Source organism: Clostridium nitrophenolicum, from assembly GCF_055391695.1.
Genome location: NZ_AP042469.1, coordinates 259,379 through 283,373, shown reverse-complemented (window position 1 = coordinate 283,373; position 23,995 = coordinate 259,379). Strand labels below are relative to the sequence as shown.

General features: G+C 27.8%; 20 protein-coding genes. All 20 read right to left on the bottom strand.

Features of this window, described 5'->3' with window-relative positions; genetic code table 11:
- Nucleotides 1-233: 233 nt before the first annotated feature.
- Nucleotides 234-2,168 carry a hypothetical protein gene (locus ACZ5N4_RS01300; RefSeq protein WP_464206474.1) on the bottom strand — a complete coding sequence of 645 codons (1,935 nt, stop codon included), beginning with the start codon at nt 2,166-2,168 and terminating at the stop codon, nt 234-236.
- Between the two features lie 278 nt (nt 2,169-2,446).
- Nucleotides 2,447-3,433, bottom strand: a complete 987-nt coding sequence (galE, locus tag ACZ5N4_RS01295) for a UDP-glucose 4-epimerase GalE (RefSeq protein ID WP_464206472.1) — start codon at nt 3,431-3,433, stop codon at nt 2,447-2,449.
- Between the two features lie 97 nt (nt 3,434-3,530).
- Nucleotides 3,531-5,123, bottom strand: coding sequence for an FAD-dependent oxidoreductase (locus ACZ5N4_RS01290; RefSeq protein WP_464206470.1), 1,593 nt, complete (start codon nt 5,121-5,123; stop codon nt 3,531-3,533).
- Between the two features lie 75 nt (nt 5,124-5,198).
- Nucleotides 5,199-6,695, bottom strand: coding sequence for a murein biosynthesis integral membrane protein MurJ (murJ, locus tag ACZ5N4_RS01285; protein WP_464206468.1), 1,497 nt, complete (start codon nt 6,693-6,695; stop codon nt 5,199-5,201).
- Nucleotides 6,682-7,746, bottom strand: a complete 1,065-nt coding sequence (locus tag ACZ5N4_RS01280; RefSeq protein WP_464206466.1) for a polysaccharide pyruvyl transferase family protein — start codon at nt 7,744-7,746, stop codon at nt 6,682-6,684. Before ACZ5N4_RS01280 ends, murJ begins: the two co-directional genes overlap by 14 nt.
- A gap of 29 nt (nt 7,747-7,775) precedes the next feature.
- The gene (locus ACZ5N4_RS01275) at nt 7,776-8,792 is read right to left on the bottom strand and encodes a glycosyltransferase family 2 protein (RefSeq protein ID WP_464206464.1); all 1,017 of its coding nucleotides are present in this window, start codon (nt 8,790-8,792) and stop codon (nt 7,776-7,778) included.
- Between the two features lie 290 nt (nt 8,793-9,082).
- A complete protein-coding gene (locus ACZ5N4_RS01270; protein WP_464206462.1) occupies nt 9,083-10,546 on the bottom strand; it encodes a hypothetical protein in 1,464 nt (487 codons plus the stop codon).
- A 17-nt stretch (nt 10,547-10,563) separates the two neighbouring features.
- The gene (locus tag ACZ5N4_RS01265; protein WP_464206460.1) at nt 10,564-11,724 is read right to left on the bottom strand and encodes a glycosyltransferase family 4 protein; all 1,161 of its coding nucleotides are present in this window, start codon (nt 11,722-11,724) and stop codon (nt 10,564-10,566) included.
- 44 nt (nt 11,725-11,768) lie between these two features.
- Nucleotides 11,769-12,632, bottom strand: a complete 864-nt coding sequence (locus ACZ5N4_RS01260; protein WP_464206458.1) for a glycosyltransferase family 2 protein — start codon at nt 12,630-12,632, stop codon at nt 11,769-11,771.
- 83 nt (nt 12,633-12,715) lie between these two features.
- A complete protein-coding gene (gene rfbA, locus ACZ5N4_RS01255) occupies nt 12,716-13,627 on the bottom strand; it encodes a glucose-1-phosphate thymidylyltransferase RfbA (RefSeq protein ID WP_464206456.1) in 912 nt (303 codons plus the stop codon).
- 15 nt (nt 13,628-13,642) lie between these two features.
- Nucleotides 13,643-14,503: a glycosyltransferase family 2 protein gene (locus tag ACZ5N4_RS01250; RefSeq protein ID WP_464206454.1), complete on the bottom strand. Its 861-nt coding sequence runs from the start codon at nt 14,501-14,503 to the stop codon at nt 13,643-13,645.
- Nucleotides 14,504-14,542: 39 nt separating this feature from the next.
- Nucleotides 14,543-15,703 (bottom strand): beta 1-4 rhamnosyltransferase Cps2T, encoded by a 1,161-nt coding sequence (gene cps2T / locus ACZ5N4_RS01245; protein WP_464206452.1) that lies wholly within the window; start codon nt 15,701-15,703, stop codon nt 14,543-14,545.
- A 24-nt stretch (nt 15,704-15,727) separates the two neighbouring features.
- Entirely contained in the window at nt 15,728-17,077 is a 1,350-nt protein-coding gene (locus ACZ5N4_RS01240) for a UDP-glucose dehydrogenase family protein (protein WP_464206450.1), read from the bottom strand.
- A 41-nt stretch (nt 17,078-17,118) separates the two neighbouring features.
- Nucleotides 17,119-17,787 carry a sugar transferase gene (locus tag ACZ5N4_RS01235; protein ID WP_464206448.1) on the bottom strand — a complete coding sequence of 223 codons (669 nt, stop codon included), beginning with the start codon at nt 17,785-17,787 and terminating at the stop codon, nt 17,119-17,121.
- A 179-nt stretch (nt 17,788-17,966) separates the two neighbouring features.
- Entirely contained in the window at nt 17,967-18,665 is a 699-nt protein-coding gene (locus tag ACZ5N4_RS01230) for a CpsD/CapB family tyrosine-protein kinase (protein ID WP_464206446.1), read from the bottom strand.
- A 25-nt stretch (nt 18,666-18,690) separates the two neighbouring features.
- Nucleotides 18,691-19,374 carry a YveK family protein gene (locus tag ACZ5N4_RS01225; protein ID WP_464206444.1) on the bottom strand — a complete coding sequence of 228 codons (684 nt, stop codon included), beginning with the start codon at nt 19,372-19,374 and terminating at the stop codon, nt 18,691-18,693.
- 30 nt (nt 19,375-19,404) lie between these two features.
- Nucleotides 19,405-20,808, bottom strand: a complete 1,404-nt coding sequence (locus ACZ5N4_RS01220) for a cell wall-binding repeat-containing protein (protein ID WP_464206442.1) — start codon at nt 20,806-20,808, stop codon at nt 19,405-19,407.
- 126 nt (nt 20,809-20,934) lie between these two features.
- On the bottom strand, nt 20,935-21,693 hold the full coding sequence (locus ACZ5N4_RS01215; RefSeq protein ID WP_464206440.1) for a hypothetical protein: 759 nt from the start codon (nt 21,691-21,693) through the stop codon (nt 20,935-20,937).
- Between the two features lie 302 nt (nt 21,694-21,995).
- Nucleotides 21,996-23,057: an anti-sigma factor domain-containing protein gene (locus ACZ5N4_RS01210; RefSeq protein ID WP_464206438.1), complete on the bottom strand. Its 1,062-nt coding sequence runs from the start codon at nt 23,055-23,057 to the stop codon at nt 21,996-21,998.
- 10 nt (nt 23,058-23,067) lie between these two features.
- Nucleotides 23,068-23,775 carry an RNA polymerase sigma-I factor gene (sigI, locus tag ACZ5N4_RS01205; protein WP_464206436.1) on the bottom strand — a complete coding sequence of 236 codons (708 nt, stop codon included), beginning with the start codon at nt 23,773-23,775 and terminating at the stop codon, nt 23,068-23,070.
- Between the last annotated feature and the right edge of the window lie 220 nt (nt 23,776-23,995).

The window sequence follows — 23,995 nt, the reverse complement described above, 5'->3', positions numbered from 1 at the left end:
TTAATTATATTTAATATATTTTTCAAATTAATTAAAAAATATATTAAATATCATATTTTCGACAAAAATAAGTACTTTGAGTTGACCAAGTACTCTACTGTGCCACCAGTATGTAATACCTAGTGCTGTACATACGTTTTTATTTATTTCCACCATAACATTATATTACTGAGTTATACATATTAACTTGTCAACATTCTAACATTTCTCTGGCGAATACCATCTTAAGCTTGCTACTTATCCCATAAATATAAAGGTGTAAATTTAGGAGTATTGCCAATTATGGTATTATTATCTTCAGGAACAAATATTATAGCAATATTTAGTTTCTTTACATGATTTACATGAATGACAAGCTTTCTTATTCCCTCATTTTTATTCTGGCCTATTGGATTTGGTGAGGAACTAAGAGGTTTTGCATCCATTTCAGTAAACCTTAAATTTTTATCTGGAGATATAATATGAATCCAAAGCTTCTTATCTCCATCACTTAATACGGCAGTCTGTCCATTATCTTCTATAGATATATTCTTACTGGTATGCATAAACCACCAAACATCTCCAAAATCTTTAAGCTCTATTTCATCTTGCAATAAAACTTTCGTTCTATTATCAAATATCATTAATCCTCTTAAAGTCTTAACAGCATCATTATATGCTGAAGTTGTATTAATTATAGAAAATGCTTTATCAGTCATGCTCTTAAAAGAAACTACTTTAGTTATTCCATTAGGATTTTGATCAGGTCCTTTATTAGGATTTATAACTATGGTATTCTGCCCTTCTGCTCTTTTTCTATAATAATCCCATCGATTTAAGTTATTTTTATTCGTACTAAAATATCCCGGTAAATTATAGTTATCGCCTTCTAGTTCCTCAGCCCACTGTACCCCATCAGACTCTAGTACAAAATCTCCACTATCAAGGTCAGTATGATTCCTATTTTCAAAATTAAAGCCTTTAATTGCTGCAAATATTCCCATTGGATCATTCCATGAGCTTCTAAAAGTTGCTATCTCTACTTTTCTGAAATATCTATCTAATGGCATTTTCGAATTTATAATATCATCATTAATTTTATTGTCATACCACAGCATATCTAACGGTGTTGGATTACTATCTGCATCTATAGTCCTCCTCCATATATAATATGGCTTATTATATATTTTACCTAACCACATAAGCTCTGGTCCTGAAATTCTTTTTCCACTGCTATCTCCATAACCAAAACCATATTTTCCTTGACCTGATACATAATTTATAAAATCTCCTGTTTCTTTTAATCCTGGACTATTTAATAATCCAAGATCTGTCCCGAAAGTATTTTTCATTGATGATAAGAATAGACTTAAATACATAGTGCCATACTCCCAATACCCTGATCCTTCATTCCATGCACCGTCTGGTGCATATCCTTTAATACCATTAGAGATGTATTTTACAGAATACTCTAAAATACTTTTAGATATTACTGGTTCTTCATCTGATATAGCTAACGCCGCCACAGCAATACCAGCATTACAAACAAGATTCCAATTTGCCTCGCTGTTTTTCCACCAACTATCTTCCGAATTACTCATATATATTTTTAAAGCAGGATTTAATCCTTTTTGTATTATCGCGTTTCTTATAACTTCTTTTTGCTTATAACTCCAATCATAATAAAGCCAATCATATGCAATAGCTAATGCATTAGTCATTTCTGCTGTGTCAAGAAAGTGTTTAGGATTAAAATCTTTAAATCTACTTACCGCTTCAATTTCCTTCCACAATCTATCCTTATACTTATATTCCCCATGCAATCTATACATTAGTGCTAAAATATATACTCGTTGGAGTACCTCTCTACTTATACCCAAAAGTCTTATACCGTCTTTTATTTCATACTTAACCGTTGGAGAATTTAATATCTTTTCTGCAGAAATCATTAACTTTTTATTCCATAACTTTTCATGCTCATCAGTATTTATGATTTTTTTTAAATTGTCAAAATCATTTTCGTTGACAGCAATTCTTGGATGCTGTTTATTAACTTTTCTAATCACATTATAGTCACTTCCTTGTGTGTAATTAAAACTATTAACATCTCCAATTGATTCAGAAGATATCATAAAGAAAATTGTCCATATAAGTTGTACACTAATTAATTTAATATAGTTCTTTTTCATCTTACAACAACTATACCTCCAAAGTTTCAAATACAACATATGAGTTGTATATAATGAGTAAAAAATATCATTTAAAGATGGTGAATTGGCATTATGAAATAAAACCTAAATTTACGTTAATATAGTGTAAATTTAGGTTTATTGGAGTATTCTAAATCTTAAATATATATAACTACTTACCTAATTCATATATATGCCTAACATCCAATTTTTAGTCAAAAGTAAGCTTATAATTTATCAATAAATATAATTATTTGTAAAATAAGTTTAATAAATGATTACTTTTCATATCCATAAGGATGATTCTTATGCCAATTCCACGCCGTTTCTATAATAGTCTCAATTGAATTATACTTAGGATTCCAACCTAATTGTTTCTTAGCTTTATCACTTGAAGCAATAAGAATAGCTGGGTCACCTTCTCTTCTCGGTGCAACTTCAGCCTCAATATTACATCCTGTAACTTTTCTACATACTTCTATAATCTGTTTTACTGAGAATCCAGTTCCATTACCTAGATTACAAATAATACTTTGTCCACCATTTTTTAATCTATTCACTGCAAGTAAATGAGCATTGGCTAAATCAGTTACATGTATATAATCTCTTATGCAAGTTCCATCTTCTGTACTATAATCATCACCATAAATCATTATTTTATCTCTTTGTCCTAAAGCAACTTGAAGTATAATTGGAATTAGGTGAGATTCTGGTTTATGATCTTCTCCAATTTTACCACTTACGTGCGCTCCAGCAGCATTGAAATATCTTAAAGCAGTATATTTAATTCCATATGCTTTATCACACCATTTTAATATTTTCTCTACTGTTAGTTTTGATTCACCATAAGGGTTAGTTGGAAAAGTTTTATCCTCCTCTTCTATAGGTACTCTATCCGGTTCTCCATAGGTAGCGGCTGTGGATGAAAAGACTATATTTTTAACATTATAATTTCTCATTGCTTCTAATAAATTTATAGTACCACCAACATTATTATTAAAATATTTTAATGGTTCAATTACACTTTCACCTACTAAAGAATCTGCAGCAAAATCAATAACTGCTTCTATGCTATTTTCAGTAAAAACTTTATCTAATATTTTTTTATCTCTTAAATCTCCTTCATAAACTTTACCACCAAGAATGGCATCTCTATGACCTTTTTGAAAATTATCTATTATTACAACATCTTCACCTTTTTCTAAGAGTTCAGCTACCATGTGGCTTCCTATGTAGCCTGCTCCTCCACAAACTAAAATACTCATAAAATCTTTCTCCCTTTATATCACTATTCAATATTTTTATAGTCTGACCCCTTTAGGAGTGTAGCCTATCAGTTCGAGCTTTCTATAAATAATAGTGCTATTGTAAAACTTGGCCGTCTGATATTAACCTATCATGTAACTTATTATAGTTAACCTTTTGAACACTTACCTTATCTTCTATAGCATAAGCTGCAGCTGTACCAGCTGACTGTCCTAGTATCATAAAAACTGGTTCCATTCGTATTGAACCATATGCTATATGGGAAGCTGATAAACATACAGGAACTAAAAGGTTATTACACTCCTTAATTTTAGGTACTATTGCATCGTAACTAATCGGATATGGATTACTTATCTTTAATTCAATATTACCTTCATTTTTTACGTATCCATTAGATATGTATCTTTGTACATTATGAGAATCCATAGTATAGGATCCCATTCCAATAGAATGTTCTAATGTTTTTTGTCTTTCTATATGCTGTTCTGTCATAACAAAATCACTAACCATTCTTCTTCCTTCACGAACATAAAGCTGAGTAGGCCAATATGAATTTTCCGTAAATTCATCTTTTGCCAATCCCCATTGAGAATAATACTTACGAATATTTTCAGGAACACGAGGGCTATTCTGCAAAGTCCATAACAACCCTTCTTCATATATTTTATGCGCTTCAGCTATTTTTTCACGTGTTTCATAATCACTATCAATATAATTATAGTTTCCCCCAATATAATCTGTAGAAATTCCTCCAGCATTATTTAAATCTACTTTTCCGTTTGGTAATGAATTAAATGCAGCAAAGTTTGTTTGACCCTTTTCAATTGCTCTAAACAAAAGTTCATATTCTAATTCATTATAATCTTTTGGTTTTTCAATTTTAATTCTATCTTTTGGAATTTTTGTAAGGCATAAACGGTAAGTATAAGATTGTAGCTTACTATCATTACTACCATCCAATCCTATTGGATTACTATTTATATTAGGAATTAATCCACTATTAGAATTCCCTTTAATTACATATGGATCAATTCCATCAGGTAGTTGGTGATTTGTTGCTTTACTACTTTCGATACCATCTGAATTTTCCTTATACTTAGCATTGGACTCTCTTCCAGTAGTAAAAGAAACTCCTGCTTCAGACATCAAATCACCTTCATAAGTTGCATCAATAAATACCTTACCTCTATAAACCTTACCAGATTCCATAGTAATTGAAACTATTTCAGTTCCTGATTTTACTACTCCACTTTTTAGTTTCAATCTTTCATTATAAACAACAGGTATTTTGTACTTAGTAACAAAACTTTTAAAAACCTTTAACGCAACTTTGGGTTCAAATTTCCATACTGCGTAACCTTTTCCATAATTACTGCCTATGTCCTTATAAAACTTTAGAGCAAGACCTCCAATCGCTGAACCTTTTCCAGTATCAGTTGCTCCTAAACCACTAGTGGTCATACCACCAATTCTATTTGTTGGCTCTATAACAATTACACTTTTACCCATTTCTTTTACTTGATATGCAGCCATAATTCCAGCAGAGGTACCGCCATATATAACTACATCATAATTTGAATTATTTAGATTATGGTTTTTTATTATATTAATAACGCTTATACTAATTATAGTAAATATTATTAATATAATAATACCTATTACACGCATATAGAATTTTCTTATATTCATATATACCTCCAACTAATAATTCCTTACCTAATTTCTATATTAATACTTATACTGTTTTAGTAGTTTTGAAAGTATCTAGAGTTTAATTTTATATACTTCACTCTTAACTGCGAATAATCCTATTATATATAACACAACAGCTATAATACTATAAACTAGTATTGATAATATAATATTATTAATTTTAAAAACATCTTTTATTATTATACCTATTATTAGAACTGCAGCACTTACCAAAACAATCTTCAAGTTCTCTACTAATATATATTTTTTATTACACTTTATTTGATATTGCTTTTTAAACCTAATTAATATGCTAGTTAATGAATATATTGAAGTAATAACTGTTCCTAATATTACTCCGTATAACCCTATGAAAAAAGATAAAACAATACTAATTATAATATTAAAAATACTGGCATATAAACTATTTACAAAAGTTGTTTTAGTATTGCCTTTTGCATAAAAGTACCTGTACATCGCATCTCTAATAACATTTATTGGAAGACCTATCATATATATTAATGAACAAGTATATACCATATTTGTAGTAGATTTATCAAATTTTCCTCTTTGATATAGTAATACTATTCCATCTTTCCCTATAATAATAAAGCCTACCACTATTAAACACATAAGTGCATTAAAAAATGTACAGTAATCAAATAACACTTTTTGTCCATTCTCTTTATTAATGTTTTTGGTAATCTTAGGATATATATATGTCATTATATTTCCTATCAATAACATATTAATCATTGATATTATTGTATTTGAATATGTAAGGATTGATATTTTCCCTTGTCCTAGATTTGATGATATAAGTGAGTTAGTCAGCAAAGATACCTGATATAAGCCAGAGCTAAACATTGTTGGAATAAATATTCTTAGCATATCCCTTAATTCTTCATCATTAAAATTAATTATAGGTTTGTATTTAAATCCTTCTTTATGTGCAAGATAATATTGTATTCCAGCATTTAGAAACATAGTAATAAATATATAAAAAGCAAATTCATATATAGATAAATTTACATGAGTAACCACTAATACAGTTAGTAATATATTGGTCAGAAGAGTAATAACTTTAGGTACATTAAATTTTCCATTGCATTGAAACACAGCGTTAGTTACCCCTAGAATCGTATTAAAAAATTGAGTTACCAAGGTTATTAACATAATATTACATGCAACTTCTATAAATTCACTTGATCCTGAAGAAAATGCCGAAACCACATATCTTTTTCCTAAAAAAATTAAAAATATACATACTAACGATACACTATATAAGATTGTTATGAAATTATTAATGGATTTCTTATTCCTTTTATTAATCATAGCAGGAATAAGAACCGTAGTAATTCCTGTTCCAATAAAACTAAATATAAAAGTACCTATACTATTAGAAAAATTAAAGGCATCCATTTGAACTGTTGCTCCGAAGTTTGCAGCTGTTACAGAAGCTTTTATTAAAGTTACTGCTTGAGTTATTAATGTTAAAAAAATCATAGTTGCTAATTGTATAAACGCTAGTTTATTTGAGCTTATCTCTTTACTTCTAATATTTAACATACTTGTCCAACACCTCGAATTGTTCTTCTGCTTCAAGAAAAATTTTACTATCTTTTATCTTATTTTTAGAAATTGTATCTAATATATGCTTTTCATTTAAATTTTCTAAGTCTTGTATATATGTATATTCATCTATCAGATCTATCTCTTTAAGTACATTATAGGTTTTACTGCTATATATTATTGGATATAACCCTTGTCCAAACACTTGTGATAAAATGCAAGCATGAAATCTTGTTCCAATTATATTTTCCATAGCCTTAAATTTATCTAAAAATTTTTCTATATCACCATCATAATTTTCTATATTTATATAATTACTATATTTATTATCTAAATTATTAGTTATTTCCTCTATAATTTTCATATCACCTTCCCTTTCACAAAATGAAAATAAAGTAATTTTAATTTCTCTATTTATCGCTTCTTTTATTATATCGACTATTTTATTAATATATATTTTTTGATATTCTATTAGTTCTTTTCTATCTCTTAAGTCTATTACAGATATACCCAAGGAATTTTTTAATTTTTCTATTTTTTTAGTTTTTAACTGAAATACTATGTCAGGGGCAACTCTAGCATTATCTAAATAGCTAAATAAGTCATATGAATACTTATCTCTAAAACAAATGTCCTTACACTTCTCAAATAAACTCTTATACTTTTCAAAAAATTCTTCGGACTTAAATGGCCCAAAATTACACCCTATAAAAAAAATGTTTTTTTCATTAAAGGATCTAAAAATTTTTTGCCTATAAGTATATGTACGCTTCCAATTTTCTATTTCCATAAATATAGAACCACCAATAAAAACAACTGCATCATACTTCTTATATGATAACTTTTCTAACTTAAGTTTTCTAAATACCTTATGACAAAATGTATTTATTATCTTTACATTTTTGTATTTAGCAAAAACTTTTCTGTAATTTTCATCATTTACATTCATTGTCCATTCAACATTATTATATCTTTCAAATAGTATTTTTAAAAAAAGATCATCTCCAAAATTTTTAGCAAAGTACGCAATAACTAAAACTTTTTTCATATATCTCCCTACTCTTTCTTATATAAATATCATGCTATTATGTAAATTAAATGCGAAAGTCTATATTTTGCTAGAAATAAAATAAAATTATTTCTTTTTCCATATAAACTCCAATCAACACTTTTAAGAGAATCTATGATAATCTTATCTTCACACATATTTCTAATTGTGTTTATCTTTTCTATAATTTTTTTTGGGTTATCTTTTCTACCTTCATTCATTATGGACATCAAAAAATATTTAATAATCAATTTATTTACTTTATCCTTAGCTTCTAAATATAATTTATTCTTCTTCAAAAAATCTTCCAAATATAAAATTGTATTTCTGTAGATTGAGTTCCAACAATCCTTTTTATATCTCATAGTTGCAGAATTATCATTAGTTAAATAATGATAGTAAAATCCTTCATTTATAACGACTTTTTTTGTACACGCTAAGATTTCCAGATTAAATATAAAATCTTCTCCTATAATTAAATCTTTTTTAAATTTTATATTGTATTTTTCTATTATATCTTTCTTAAAAAGTTTGCCCCAAGGTCCCCTAAAGCCTGCTAAAATATGTTCCTTTTGGTTATCTTCTCTTTCAATTAGTGGAATTAATAAGTAGTTTTTTATGTCGTTTCCTTCCAAAACTTTTTTATACGTGCCAGAATCTATGTATAGACTTTTACTATTACTTTCTTTGATATAATTACACATACAAAATTCTGCATTATTTGATATTGCAGAATTATAGAGTTCTTCAATCATATTAGGTTCTACCCAATCATCTGAATCTATGAAAGATATATATTCTCCCTGTGCTCGTAGTAATCCTAGATTCCTCGTTTTAGAAACTCCTTCATTTTCTTTATCTATAATTTTGATTCTATTGTCCCTTTTAGAATATTCTTCACATATATTTAAGCTATCATCAGTAGATCCATCATTAATTAAAATTATCTCTATATCTTTAAAAGTTTGATTAAGTACACTGTCTAAACATTTTTTTAAATATGCTTGTACATTATAAACTGGTATAATAATACTAACTTTACACATAAACTCCTCCTAATTGGCATATCATTTTATATACAAATTTATACTATAATCTAACATATAGCCTGTCTATTGCTCGAGTAGGGACTTTATTTGTATTGGCTATAAAATTTCTTACTTCTATTTTAATTTTAGATAGAAACTCAAAAAGATATTATTAATTATAGATTTTTTAGTCCACCACATAACCTCTCTATTAGATAAGGATTTATTTTATTCTTTATACATATGAAAGTTTTAATACTGAAAATTCTTAATTGAATATTTTGGACTAAAACCTATATAGTTATAAACTAATTTTTATTAAATTTTCTATTCTTTTTAATAATATTATAGGTATAAGTTACATTTCCTATTATGATAAATAATAAAACCATAAACTCTCTATTTAATAATGCCCCTCCATATAAGATCGGAAATATTATTGATATCACTGTAAAAATTCCTATAAAACCAATTATGCTTTGGTAAATGTTATTAGAATTTTTTATAATATAACTACACCTTCTGACTACAATACTGTAAATAAAGATCAAAACTAAAATCCCAACAATTCCTGTTTCAATAAACAAAACACCGACTGAAGTAAGATAGTATGCTGATTTTTCTCCATATTTACTGTATAGTTGCGATTCTTGAAAATCAATAATTTTCCTTCCGTTAGACTTATTATCCCAATACCAATTTTCTGGTGGCAATGCGCTTCCAAGTCCTATTCCAAAAAGTTTTTTTCCCTCTGTATTTAATTCTATTTCTGTCAAATAGCTTATTGCTTCTATTCTTCCCATTTCAAAGTTACTATTATTGTTATTTAGTAAATACGAAGAAATACTATCCTCCATAGTATTAGGATTAAACATATCTCTAAAATTTGGGAATAATGCAATTAATATATTCATCCCTATTAGTGCAATAACTATTGTTGATATAAGTATTGTTACCTTTTTCCTAATTATTCCACTAGCTACAATAGCATTACTAGCTACTAGAAAAATTGTAATGAATATAAATGCTTTATTTTCTGAAATTACAAAATACATAATAGTTATAAATAAAATAAATAACATACCTCTAAGTGATTTCTTCTTATTTAAATATTTTACTAATGATATAACAAGCATAATTAGTACAAAGATTGCAAATGCACTAGTTCCTGCAGCACCAAATAAACCTGTTCTGTTATCTTGATGCATACGTATATAAGTTTCAAATACAAAAGCTATTATATTAATAATATAATATAAATAATATTCTATCTTAAAATCAAATTCGTCAATAGATAATACGAGATATATAGGAATACATCTATAATATATTCTAAATCCATTAATTAAATCGTCAAAACCTTCATTATATATTGTAAATAAAGCAAGATTAAATATAATAGATATCATAATTAATGTAAATAAAGGATCTTTTAATATTAATTTGTACTTTTTTATATTAACAATAATTTTAAAAAGTAGTAAGGATAAAATAATATCAACCACGTATTTTATTTCCATAGGAGTATCATTTAATGTCTTTATGTAAATTGTATCTAAACACATACTACTAATTAGAAGAAAGCTTATTAGATATTTAACTATCACTACATTGCTTTTTCTTAATAAATAAATAATATAAATACCTATAAATAGTATATAAAAGATCCACTTTAAATCTCCAAACTTACTTGATATAAATAGAATTAGAAAAAATACACAGTTAACAGTATTTAAAATAATAATTCCCTTATATTTTTTGTCGATTTTCATATAATATCCTCTTTTTTCTATTTAAGTGTTAAAAACAACTTAGACCATTGACCTATAATATTACCTATTTCAAATTTTTTAGATTTTCTAATAGCATTTTTTGATAGCTCACATCTCATATCATATGATTCACTTACTTTCCACATTGCTTCTGCAAATAGTTTTGTATGAAATTTATCAATTATCAGTCCCTCTTTTCCATTAGTCACCAAAGATTCAACTGCTGTGATATCATATGATATTATAGGTACTCCCATTTCAAGTGATTCTAAGACTATCATAGGCATTCCTTCCCATCTAGATGGTAATAATAATACCGATGACTCTAAAAAATATTTTTTAATGTTATCTGTAAAATTTTCTACTGATATTCTATTATCTAAATTATACTTATTAATCTTTTCTAAGATTTTAGATTTTTCTTCCCCTTCACCAACAATAACTAAATTCCAATCATTATTTTTTTTAGAAAACTCATAAAAAGATTCTATTAATAAATCAAATCCTTTTTGGTAATTAAATCTTCCAGCAGCTAAAAATTGCTTTTTACTTACATCTGATTTTTCATTGCTACTAAAACTTCTTGGATTATAGATAACGGTACTTTCTATATTTTTTTGTTTTTTAAATGTAATTTTATCATTATCAGTTAGTACTATATACTTATCAAGTTGTGTTATGTATTTATCAAATAATATATCTAAATTCCAATAGTATCTATTTGGATTTTTTAAATATGCATCATAAGAATTATGCTGCCATCCTAGAACTTTTGAATTTAAATTTTCTTTAATAGAGCCTAATAAGATACTAAATAATCCTTCAACCCCTATAACTATATCATATTGTTTATCATTTAAATATTTAGTAAAGTTTCTCTTTACCTTACCCGGAAAATATATATTGCATAACTTTTCATAATATTTCTCTTTGTTCAATATTCCAGTCTTTTTATTAATGTCTTTGATTATTTTTCTTAAAGATTTACTTAGTATATTGGTTTTGTCCAATGTAGAATTAAATTCTACATTTACTTTTGCATCTAAATTATATAAAGCATGATTAATTTCATGCTCCTTTGAAATACATAATATACTTATTTCATGTTCTTTACTTAATTCACTAGCTAATACAGATGCAACCCTTTGAACTCCACCTAAAGTAAATATATTATTCATAATAAAACAAATTTTACTCAACTCATCTACTCCTCCTTAATACTCTATACCTTCATACTACTAATATTAAATTTTATCTTTTTTATCATATATATAATTAATCTTATATAGGTTTTATAATTTATTTTATTATACTTAAGTGATTTATAATAATAGCACTTACTGAAATCTCTCATTTGCAAATAAATATCTCCTAATAAACTATTAAATGCTGCTAAAGCCCTTTTATCCTCATTTATAATTTCTTTATGTTTATTCATTATTATATTTATTGCATCAATAGCTTTCTGTGGTTGCTTTGTAATACTATCTTTTTGTACATAAACATTTACTAAAGGTTGTTTTATAAAATGTATTTTATATTTGCGTGATAATCTTATCATTAACTCCCAATCTTGAAATCTAGGCAACTTATTATCAAATTCATTATCTTTAAAGCAATTAGCTTTACCTAAAATAGTTTGAGTACTAATATAATTCTTATATAATAGTCTCTTACTTAATTCTTCATCATTAATGTTTTCTTTTGGGAGAACTTTTCTTTTTCCTTCCATGTATCTAATGAATGAACTTGCTACAATGTCAGCTCCACTTTCATTTAGTTCTTTCATCTGTATCTCAAGCTTATTGTTAAACCATTCATCATCACTATCTTGAAATGCAATTAATTCACCAACTGCATGTTTTATTCCTGTATTTCTAGCCGCATTGGCTCCTAAATTTTTTTCATGCCTTAAATATTTTATTCTTGGATCACTTATATTTTTTATTATTGCTTCTGAGTTATCCCTTGAGTTATCATCTACTATTATTATTTCAAAATCTGAATATGTTTGATCTAATAAACTTTCAATACATCTCTTTAATGTGCTTGCTCTATTATAAGTAGGTATAATAATAGATACCATATTATTCTCCTTATACTCAATATTCTACTAAATTATTATTTATACATTTTCTCATAATACTTTTGATAATCTCCATCTAAATACTATTTTTCTGCCACTGCAACTTCTTCTCTTGCCTTTTTTGTTTCCATTTCTTCTACTATGCTTACTAAATATTTACCATATCCAGTTTTCATTAATGGCTTTGCAAGTTCAATAACTTGTTGTGAGCTTATCCAACCTTGTCTATAAGCAATTTCTTCAAGACACGCTATATATGTTCCTTGAGTATTTTGAACTGCTTCAACAAAATTAGATGCTTGAAGCATAGATGCATGAGTTCCTGTATCAAGCCAAGCCATACCTCTACCTAATAGCTGAACCTTTAAAGTCCCTTCTTTCATATAAGATTTGTTTAAATCAGTTATTTCAAGTTCTCCTCTTTCAGATGGTTTTAATTCTTTAGCTTTTTTAGCTACTGAATTATCATAAAAATAAAGACCTGGAACTGCATATTTTGACTTTGGTTTTTCAGGCTTTTCTTCTAGAGAAATAACTTTACCGTTATCATCAAATTCAACTACACCAAAAGCTTTTGGGTTTTGTACGTAATACCCAAATACGTATGCTCCATTTTCCAATGTTGCTGCTTCTTTTAGATGATTTGAAAAGCTTTGTCCATAGAATATATTATCACCTAAAATCATAGCTACATTATCATCACCTATAAATTTCTCTCCAATGATGAAGGCTTCTGCAAGTCCATTAGGCTTTTCTTGAACTGCATATTGAATATTCAAGCCTAGTTCTTGTCCATCTTTAAAAAGTTCTTTAAAATTAACTATATCTCTCGGTGTTGAAATAATTAATATATCTTTAATCCCTGCAAGCATTAAAACTGACATTGGATAATAAATCATTGGTTTATCATATATTGACACCATTTGCTTTGACATCGCTTTTGTCACAGGATAGAGTCTTGTTCCTGAACCCCCTGCTAGTATAATACCTTTCATATCATCACCCCATATTTATATTATTTTTAGTTCTCCATATTTGTTTAGGAGTCCATCATGAATTCCTTTTAAGAAATATGAAAGTCTTTCTTTTCTTTTCTTATCAAATAATACTATGAAAAGAAAATCTTTAATCACTCTCTTTATATAAATTATGTTATATGTCCTACACATGTATATTGTATTTCTAGTTATATAGTAAACCGCTGGAGAACTATAATTGTTATAAAACACTTTTCTTCCTAAAATTTTTTTAGGTATTTTATATCCTTCTTCATGATATAGTGTTACATTGTTACATTGAACTATGTCATATTTAGCTTTTAATAAACGTTGACAAAAATCAAAATCTACATGATATATAAATAGCTCTTCATTAAAATATCCTATTTTATCAAACACACTTAGTTTGATAAGCGATCCTGATTGAATGCAATCCTTAACTTTAACATATTTATAGTCTTCATGTCCCTTTTTAGATATGAAATCTTGTTTATGTGTTTCAAATATTCTAGGAGTTAAAATTCCTATATTCTCTTTAGTTTTATATTCTGCTGCACAAGATAGCATATCTTTAACCATATCTTTTCCACATACACTATCATGGTCTAATGTTAAAACCCAATCACATTTATTTTTCTTTGCAAGTTCTACCCCTTGATTTAATGCTTTTGCTATTCCACAATTTTCTTCATTAAATATTACATTAACTATAGGATTTTCATTTAGCTCTTTTAACAGCTTTATAGTTTGTGGCTTAGATCCATTATCTACAATTACTAAACTTTCTACTTGATTAATAATTGAATTAGTTACTTCTATTATCTTTTCATCTATGTTATAGGTTATTATTAATGCACAAACTTTATCTTTCATATAAGTTCAATCCTTTTTATATTTTAGTTATATATTAGATTAATAATCTTGAGTTAATAAATTTTCATATTTGTCTATAATATAACTCCATGTATACTCTTTTTGTATTCTACTTTTAGCTTTAGTGCCCAAAGTTTTTATATATCCTTCATCAATATTATCTAATTTATCTATAAGATTAGCTAAATTCCTATTTTTCTTATTAAAATATAAAGCACCATCCATTCCTACTTCTCTATTAAATCCAACATCTAATAATATATTTAAATCCGTTGTAGCTAGTGCTTCTAATAAAGAGGGATTAGTACCACCTACTTCATGTCCATGAAAATATCCATATGCATTTTCTCTAATCTTTTTTAATAATTCTTGGTTATAAACTGTTCCAACAAACTTTATTCTTTTATCTTTATCAAAGCTTGTCTTTTCTCTTAATTCCTCATAGAATTTATTTTTCTCTACATTAGTTATTAATATAAAATCCTTTTTGGTTTTTGATTTCATAAATTCAGTTATCATAGTTTCATAGTTATTTTCTGGAACAAATCTACCAACTACTAAGTAGTATTCTTTCTTTTTAACATTTTTTTCTTTATACCATTGAAGTAAAGTACTATCCTCATCTGTTAATTTTGATTTTTCAGTATCAGCTCCATAAGCTATAAAAGTTGTTCTTGGATTGTATTGTTTATAATCTTCTTTTATATATTTCTCTATATTTTTTGAATCACATATTAATAAGTCTGCATGTTTAACCATGTATTTTTCTGAAACTTTCCAATATTGTCTTATAGCTTTATTCCATTTAGCTCTCTTCCACTCATGACCATCTGGATTAACAATTAAAGTCCCACCTAACTTTTTTAATTTATTTTTATAATATCCGACAAATGGTCCTATTCTACATGCTAAAATATATACGATTGAATTTTTTATTTTATTATCTTCTATACATTTAATACTTTCTTTTAGTGCTGCTATATCATAATAAACTGCTTTTGCAGGTCCAATATTCGGTACTTTTATGTTGAAGCATCTAGCTCCATTATGTTTGAAGTTCTTATAATCATCTGCTAAGCAAGAAACATGATATTTTATTTGTTTACTTTTCTGTCCTTCTGTTAGTTTTTCAACAAATGTTTCAAATCCGCCATATTTTGCGGGTATTCCTTTAGAGCCTATAATAAATACATGCTTCATTTTCCAATCCCCTTATGCATTATCCTATACTATTGCCATAGCTGCTTCACTTTTAGCATCTTCTTTTAAGTTTAAAATAGCCTTTCTTCCGACAGAATAATATTCTATTGCTTTTTCTTCTACATCGTTAATTTCATAACAATTTCTTCCATCAAATATAACAGGAGTATTCATTAATTCTTCGTATACATTTAAGTGTAAAGATTTAATTTCATTCCATTCTGTAAATATAAATGCTGCATCTGCATCTTTTAAAGTTTCTGCTGGAGTTTTTGCATATTTGATTTCAGTTGGAAATAGTTTTTTAAAGTTTTCTTCTCCTACTGGATCATATGCCACGATTTCTGCTCCTTCATCTAATAGTCTTCTAACATTTGGTATTGAAGGTGCATCTCTCAAATCATCTGTTCCTGGTTTAAATGTTAACCCTAAAATTGCCACTTTCATTCCTTTTAAACTTTTGAATCTCTGTTTAGCTTTTCTAAATAATTTATATTTTTGATTTTCATTTACCTCTATTGTTGCTTTTATAGTTTTTAACTCATATCCATTATCATTAGCAAGCCAATGAAGTGCCTTAGTATCTTTAGGGAAACAAGATCCTCCATATCCTATTCCTGCTTTTAAGAACTTGTCTCCTATTCTCGGATCATAAGACATTCCATTTGCCACATCTTCAACATTCGCTCCAACAATTTCACAAAAGTTCGCAATTTCATTAATAAATGATATCTTTAATGCCAAAAAATCATTAGATGCATATTTTATCATCTCAGCACTTCTTCTATTGGTTACAACTATTGGTTGATTAAATCTTTCATACACTTCTCTCAAAGTATCTCTAGCTCTATCTGATTTAATACCTATTACTATTCTACTAGAATACAAAGTGTCTTTAACTGCTGTTCCTTGAGATAAGAACTCTGGATTTGAAGCCACTTCTATTTGAACATCATTTTTTAAATGTTCCTTTAGAAATTCTTCTACTTTATCATTAGTTCCTATTGGAACTGTTGATTTAACAACAACCAAACAATCTTTTTCTACATTTTCAGCTATTTGCTCTGCTACATTATATACATAATCCAGGTTAGCGGAACCATCTTCTCTTTCTGGAGTACCTACACCTATAAAAATTACATCTGCATCTTTATATGCTGATTTATAATCAGTTGTAAAATCTAATCTATCTTCTTCATAATTTTTTTTAAGTATTTCATCTAATCCAGGTTCATATATTGGTGATATTCCTTGTTTCATTAATTCTATCTTTTCTTCGTTCGTATCCACGCAAGTTACACTATGTCCTAAATGTGCTAAACATGCACCTGTAACTAATCCAACATATCCTGTTCCTGCCACTACAATTTTCAATATTAATCACTCCTAATTAATTTATCATGTAACTTAAAATACTACCTTGCTCCTTCATCTCCAAACAACACCCTCACCGTTTTCAATATAAGAGCTATGTCAATCCAAATGTTTCTTTCCTTTACATACTTTATATCTAGTTCCATCCATTCTTCAAAATCTATATCATTCCTACCCATAACCTGCCAATAACAAGTTAATCCTGGCTTAGCTAAAAGTTTAATTTTCTGACGTTCCGTAAATTTTTCTACTTCCCTTGATAGATTAGGTCTTGGCCCCACTAATGACATTTCACCCTTTAGCACATTAAATAATTGAGGAAGCTCATCTATACTTGTTTTTCTTATAAATTTTCCTACTCTAGTTATTCTTGGGTCATTCTTCATCTTAAACATAGGACCTGTCATTTCATTCTTATCTTTAAGCTTGTGTAAAAGTTCTTCTGCATTAGTTACCATAGATCTAAACTTATACATATGAAATATTCTTCCGTTTTGTCCTACTCTTTTCTGTGCAAATAATATAGGTCCCTTGGAGTCCAACTTTACAGCTATAGCCGTTATAATTATCAAAGGACTTAATGCAATAATTCCAAATAATGCTCCTAAAAAATCCACAATTCTTTTTGTAATATAATAGCTTGTACTTTTTTCATAAACTTTCAAAGGCCCAACAATATACTTTAAACTTTCCCCTCTGATTTCTACCATTTTATACCTCTCCTCCCTTTATTATATACATACGCAAACTTTTTTCTATCAATGGGGTATAATTAAAAAAAATCAAAAAAATAACAATCTATATGTGTTTTCTCTAATCACATATAGATTGTTATTTTGGAATGCCAGATTCAAATATAAAAAACGAATTATGTATTATTTTTCCGCTTTTATTTTTTCTTTCTAAGTTTATGATCTTCATTTCCATAATAATAGTTATAGTAATATTTTTTTTCATTCACTTCTAACTTATTAAGTATTGCCCCTAATATTTTAGCGTTAACCTTTTGTAAAAGTTCTTTAGCTTTTTCTGCCGTTTTCCTGTCTACTTGTGATGAAGCAACTACTAAAAGACAGCCATCAGCATAGGTTGAAAGAAGCTGAGCATCTGTTACAGCTATTATTGGAGGTGTGTCTACTATAATATATTCATAATTTTGTCTTAATCCTTCTAAAAATTGCTTCATTTTTGATGAAGCTAAAAGTTCAGCTGGATTTGGAGGCCTTGTACCAGAAGTCAGAACATCAAGATTCTGAATCTCAGTACTTTTAACTGCTTCTTGAAATTCTACATTGCCTACGAGTAAATCTGATATACCAGCTTGATTAGATAATGAAAATATCTTATGTAATGATGGCTTTCTTTGGTCACAATCTATCAATATAGTTTTAGCTCCACTTTCAGCCATAACCACTGCAAGATTTGCAGCAGTGGTAGACTTTCCTTCTCCTGGCTCTGAACTTGTTACAACTATTATTTGAACCTTGTTATCAAAGGATGAAAATTGAATATTTGTTCTCAAGGTCCTATATGCCTCTGCAATAGGAGATTGGGGATTTTTTACTGTTACAATGCTTTTGTTTTCCATATCATTCACTCCGTTTATTAGTTAATTAATTGTTGTCCCTTGGTATTATACCTATAACAGGAATATCTAAATATCTATTTATATTCTCTTCTGTTTTTATAGTACTGTCCATATATTCAAGTGCAAATGTAAGCCCTAAAGATGCCACAAGTCCAATGAAAAATGCTATAGCTACATTTAAAGTCTTATTTGGTTTAATAGGTCTTTGTGGAATCTTAGCTCCATCCATTACTTGTATACTTCCAGTTGGGTATATTCTTTTTGATTCTTGTATAAAAGCATCAGTAACAGCATTCATTATAAGATATGCTTCTTGTGGACTGTTATTTTTCACTTTAAATTCAACTATTTGAGTATCGTTTTGTGGTGTTACATTAATTATACTTTCAAGTTTATCTGCTGATATATTTTTCAATTTTGCCGAAGCATTTTCAGCAACAGCTCTAGACTTTCCTATTTCAGCATAAGTCTTTACAAGTTTTTGAAACATCATAATATCATTATAATTATACTGTGACTTATTATTTGGATCATTATCAGTTTTTCCTATAACAATACTTGCACTTGCTTCATATGTAGGTTTAATAACGAAAAAGTTTAAAATCCCTGATATAAGTGTACATGCAATAGTTATTATAAGTATTAGTTTTATTCTCTTTTTAATTATGTAAAAGAAGTTCTTTAAATCTATTGTCATTTCTTCACTCATAGGATGTATATCCTCCTTGTATATTTAAATTTATCTATATTTTATAACTAAACTTTTAGCATCTGTGTCATTTCCTACTATCAAATTAAGCTTTCCATCAATGCTATTTTTAAGTTCTAAATTATCAAGACCTACTTGAGATATACCAGGAGCTCCGTTATCGAATCCCATAAATGCTGTTGGAACTTCAAAATCTGTCCATCCGCTTGATACATTTTCATCTGCCTTGTATCCATTTATTGAAAGTGTTAAAGTTTTTGCGGTTGCTGAATAAATTCTTATTTTGGTTAAATTACTTTTTGATATTTTATCTACTATGTCAATAGTCTGTTCATTTTGTTGATAAACATTAAATGAAGATTCGGAAGCATCTGCAAAAATAAATTGTATATCGCCATCAGAACCATCAGAAGTCTGAGGCAAGCTGCTTGAATCAATATAATTTTCAAGAATTTTTACAATGCTTTCTGGTACTGCTGCAACTCCACCTAATGCAATTATATTAGATTTTGTTTCTATATTTTCTTTTATAAAGCTTTCTGCTGCAGATGGAATAGTTTTGTAGGTTAATATTATTGGCGATGAGGTTTTTGCTGATAAAGCTGATCCTGATAGAGCATCTGCAAATTCATTTCCAGTTGGTCCATCTGCCTGAACAACATATAAATCATCAAATTTAAGGTCTTGCTTAAAATATTTCATTACGTTTAAATTTGTTTCAAATCTATCTTGACCATAAAGTCTTATTGCTGTCTTAGATACTTGTTGTGCGGTGTTATCACTTATAACTCCTTGTCCACCCACTATGTATGAATTTTTTATATTTGCATTATTTTCTTCTATATAATTTTTTACTACTTCTGGCAACTTATCTTTACCAGTTAAAAGTATAGGCATACCTTTTTGTGCAGCTATAGAGGCTATAGAAAGGGCATCAGCAAATCCATGTCCTGATGTAACTGTAATTCCATTTATATTTTCAAGTTCTTTTGCAACTATAACTGAAGTTTCGTATCTATCATCCCCGCCAAGACGCTTTATATCAGCCACTAAGGACTTTATTTCATTTTCAACCTTTTGTGAAACTGAAGCATATTTTCCTATTATAAAAACATGTTTAGCATTTAATCTTTTTATTTCTTGTTTTACATTGTCATTTAAAGTAGCACTTTCAGTTAAAAGTATTGGTGCATTATATTTTTTTGCTAGTGGAGCAGCACATAGTGCATCAGCATAACCTTCACCACTTGCTATTACTACATATTCAGAATTTGTCCAACCTTCTTTAGATATTGCTGCTGATGTTTGATATCTATCTTGCCCCCATAATCTATTTGATGCCGCTGAGACTTTTGATGTACTAAATGCTATAAAATTTGTAATAACAAATATACTAAGAACATATGAGCTAAATTTTTTATTTCTTTTTAACATAAATACTCTTCCTTTCGGTAAATTTTATATAATCTTTTAAGTTATTATCTTTAAAAGCCAACAGAACCTGATGCTGTTGGCTTTCATATTTATATGTGGGTATTACAGAAATTAATTATGTGCTTTTTAATCAACTTGTACTATATAAGGTGTACTTATGTTTTTACCCTTGTACTTTAGATAAACTTTATAATTACCTTTTAAGTCTTTATATTTTGTAGACTTTAATGCTTGTTCATTTAATGGCACTATACTCTCTATTAAGTCACTAACCGTTTTATCTTGAACGTTAGCATCATAGATAGTTGCATTACCATGACCTACTCTAACTACCTTAGTCACAGAATATCCATTTTCCTCATCAAATAGAATACCTTGAGCCTGACCTAAAGCATGTTGTAAATTGTACTTTTTAACAAAGTTACTATAAGCTCCATATAATGTTGCATTAGGATTAGCTAATTCTATAGTTAACTTATGATTTGACTGGGAAACATCAGCAATTGCATGTAAGCCTTGTGGATGCTTTTGTTCAGCATACTGTACCAAATTTCTAACTTGAGCATCAAATAATCTTAAATTTTGTTCACCATTGTTACCATTCTCTTTATCCTCATTTTTGTCATCCTTTTTATCGTCCTTTTTAGAATCCTTCTTACCACTTGAGTTTTTACTTATCTTCAATTCTTTTCCATTTAATTTTACTGTATAATACGACTTGCTTGCCCCCTTCTCCTGAGAAGCTTTAACTGCTGTTTCATATCCATTAGTATTTTCTGGCGGTGTTACCCCTGCTGCTTTTACAGTTCCCGCTGCCACTGAGCTTGTTATCAATACTGAAGCTACAGTGCATGCTGATAAAACATTTTTTGTGTTTTTCTTCATCTTTTTTCCTCCAATTCATATCAGTGTATAAGGTACAAAGCCCCTTATCATGGCTATATTTATGTACAAAGCAGCTAATATTTTTTTATTTTTTCTGTTATGAGTGCACTTACAAAATACAAGATTAAAGGTGCTTTTTTGCCGTTGGACTAAATTACATTACCATTTATTATATAAATTCGTATATTAATGTTAAATTAGTGGGATAATATAAAAAAAACTCCAAGCCTTATGCATGATAAATAATTTATATCAGACATAAGGCTTAGAGTAGCTTGGTATTAATTCAGTTTCACAAAATTCTATGTAAAATCTTTTTTATTTTTTATGTTGTTCTTTTTTTGTTCTTTATCTTTTTCTTTATTTTCTTTTTCTTGTTCTTTTGCTTTTTCCTTATTTTCTTTTTCTTGTTCTTTTGCTTTTTCTTTATTTTCTTTTTCTTTTTCTTTTTGCTGATTTTTATATTCTTTGTCTTTTTCTTTTTGCTGATTTTTATATTCTTTTATTTTCTCTTTTGATGTATCATTTTCTTTCTTTGCATATTGTGTATTGTCAGACTTACCCTCTTCTTTTTCCATACTTATTTTTTGATCTGCATTTGATTTTATTTTATCTGTTTTTTCTTTTTGCAATTCATTAGATTTATGTTCTTCTTCATTTATTATATTTATAATTTCTTTTACAGATTTTTTATCAATATCATTTAATTCATTTCCTGAACTTTTTTCTTTGGCCTGATCTATTAAAATAAGTTTACAAGGAGATATGCTCTGCTCTTTAGCCTTTTCATATATTTTTTTGTTTCCTTTTAAAAGAATTATTTTTGCCGTTATTTTACTTTCTTTAATATAATTATCTACTGCTTTTTCTAAATTTTGATCATCGATTTTCTTATCCAATTCCGTTACAGTTATTATAATTGTATTTTCCTTTTCCTTTGAGATAAACCTCTCTTCTTCAGATATTTTAATAATTTCATTAATTACAATATCTACGGATTTGAGATGAGACTTATCTACCTTTTTAATAACCTTATTTCCATCCTCATTCAAGGCTCGCAGTTTTATAGGTTTTCCATATGAATTATAAGCAATTTCAATGCTTGGATTGATATCTACATTTACATATCCTTTAGGTGTATAATAACCATATGCACCATAACCTCCTATAAAAAACATTAAAAATACAGCTGCAGCATAGATAAAACGTCTAAAAATTAGTTTTTTATCTTTTTCTGGCCTATTAATTACAATTTCTTCTCCAATATCTACAAAATCATCAGGCTTATCTATTTCTATAAAATCTCCATCTTTCGTTAATACAATAATTTTATCCTTTAACCGTTGTAATACTATTCCTTTCATACTTTCACCTTCACTCTATGTACTCTCGTATAAATTTATAATCCCCGATTAGCACAATTACCAATGCTATAATATAAATTCGCCCTCTCTCTATTTTTTTACGATGAATAGGAATATTTTTCTGTATTTCTTTTATCGGTAATCTTTTTGTACTTACTAAGTTATCTAATATATCTGATTCACGTACAATAAATTGAGCAACTTCTTTATAAAGATTTTTAAGCTTTTGTTGCTTTGGTGAAGCTTGTACCAACTCCCAAAATTCAATTCCCCATTTTTTTAATTCCTTCTCGTATTCTTGAATTTCCAATTTTCTCATTTTATTTTCTTCTTGATTTTGATATTCTTCAATTGCCTTATTTTCTATCTGACTACATGCTACTTCATTTTCCGATTCATAAAGTCCTTCCAAATACACCATTTCTTTGTGTTTTTCATTTTTCCTATAATAATCTATACATCTAAGATTAATGACCATTTTAGCAAAGCTTAAAAATTTTCCTTTATTTTTATCATATGAGTCTACAGCTTCTTTAAATGCCATCATACCAATGGTAAGTTCATCATCATATCCATATCGCAGAAATCTTCCTGTTTTTTTCTGAATAGTACTAGCTATAAAAGGTTTATATATTTCAATTAATTTATTCAATTCTTCTTTATTTTTTTTAGCTTTTTCTACTCGTTCTTCAAGAGATCTCTTAAATAAAAACACCATTATCACCTCACTTTAAAACTACTTAATATGTATTCGCTATGTAGTCTTTGCAAATTAAGGTATATAATGACATTTTTTTAACTATATTGTCACATCCCTTATGTTGTCAGCAAATATAACGTACCGTCCTTTTAGCTTTCATCTCTCAATTAGTAAATCTGATAACGTTTAGTTCTTAATAACATTATAATTTCTTCTAGTAATATTGTAAATTTCTTTT

Coding starts and splice junctions, on each gene's coding strand:
- ACZ5N4_RS01300 (WP_464206474.1), bottom strand. CDS start 2,168: ATGAAAAAGAACTATATTAAATTAATTAGTGTACAACTTATATGGACA.
- galE (WP_464206472.1), bottom strand. CDS start 3,433: ATGAGTATTTTAGTTTGTGGAGGAGCAGGCTACATAGGAAGCCACATG.
- ACZ5N4_RS01290 (WP_464206470.1), bottom strand. CDS start 5,123: ATGAATATAAGAAAATTCTATATGCGTGTAATAGGTATTATTATATTA.
- murJ (WP_464206468.1), bottom strand. CDS start 6,695: ATGTTAAATATTAGAAGTAAAGAGATAAGCTCAAATAAACTAGCGTTT.
- ACZ5N4_RS01280 (WP_464206466.1), bottom strand. CDS start 7,746: ATGAAAAAAGTTTTAGTTATTGCGTACTTTGCTAAAAATTTTGGAGAT.
- ACZ5N4_RS01275 (WP_464206464.1), bottom strand. CDS start 8,792: ATGTGTAAAGTTAGTATTATTATACCAGTTTATAATGTACAAGCATAT.
- ACZ5N4_RS01270 (WP_464206462.1), bottom strand. CDS start 10,546: ATGAAAATCGACAAAAAATATAAGGGAATTATTATTTTAAATACTGTT.
- ACZ5N4_RS01265 (WP_464206460.1), bottom strand. CDS start 11,724: ATGAATAATATATTTACTTTAGGTGGAGTTCAAAGGGTTGCATCTGTA.
- ACZ5N4_RS01260 (WP_464206458.1), bottom strand. CDS start 12,632: ATGGTATCTATTATTATACCTACTTATAATAGAGCAAGCACATTAAAG.
- rfbA (WP_464206456.1), bottom strand. CDS start 13,627: ATGAAAGGTATTATACTAGCAGGGGGTTCAGGAACAAGACTCTATCCT.
- ACZ5N4_RS01250 (WP_464206454.1), bottom strand. CDS start 14,503: ATGAAAGATAAAGTTTGTGCATTAATAATAACCTATAACATAGATGAA.
- cps2T (WP_464206452.1), bottom strand. CDS start 15,703: ATGAAGCATGTATTTATTATAGGCTCTAAAGGAATACCCGCAAAATAT.
- ACZ5N4_RS01235 (WP_464206448.1), bottom strand. CDS start 17,787: ATGGTAGAAATCAGAGGGGAAAGTTTAAAGTATATTGTTGGGCCTTTG.
- ACZ5N4_RS01230 (WP_464206446.1), bottom strand. CDS start 18,665: ATGGAAAACAAAAGCATTGTAACAGTAAAAAATCCCCAATCTCCTATT.
- ACZ5N4_RS01225 (WP_464206444.1), bottom strand. CDS start 19,374: ATGAGTGAAGAAATGACAATAGATTTAAAGAACTTCTTTTACATAATT.
- ACZ5N4_RS01220 (WP_464206442.1), bottom strand. CDS start 20,808: ATGTTAAAAAGAAATAAAAAATTTAGCTCATATGTTCTTAGTATATTT.
- ACZ5N4_RS01215 (WP_464206440.1), bottom strand. CDS start 21,693: ATGAAGAAAAACACAAAAAATGTTTTATCAGCATGCACTGTAGCTTCA.
- ACZ5N4_RS01210 (WP_464206438.1), bottom strand. CDS start 23,057: ATGAAAGGAATAGTATTACAACGGTTAAAGGATAAAATTATTGTATTA.
- sigI (WP_464206436.1), bottom strand. CDS start 23,775: ATGGTGTTTTTATTTAAGAGATCTCTTGAAGAACGAGTAGAAAAAGCT.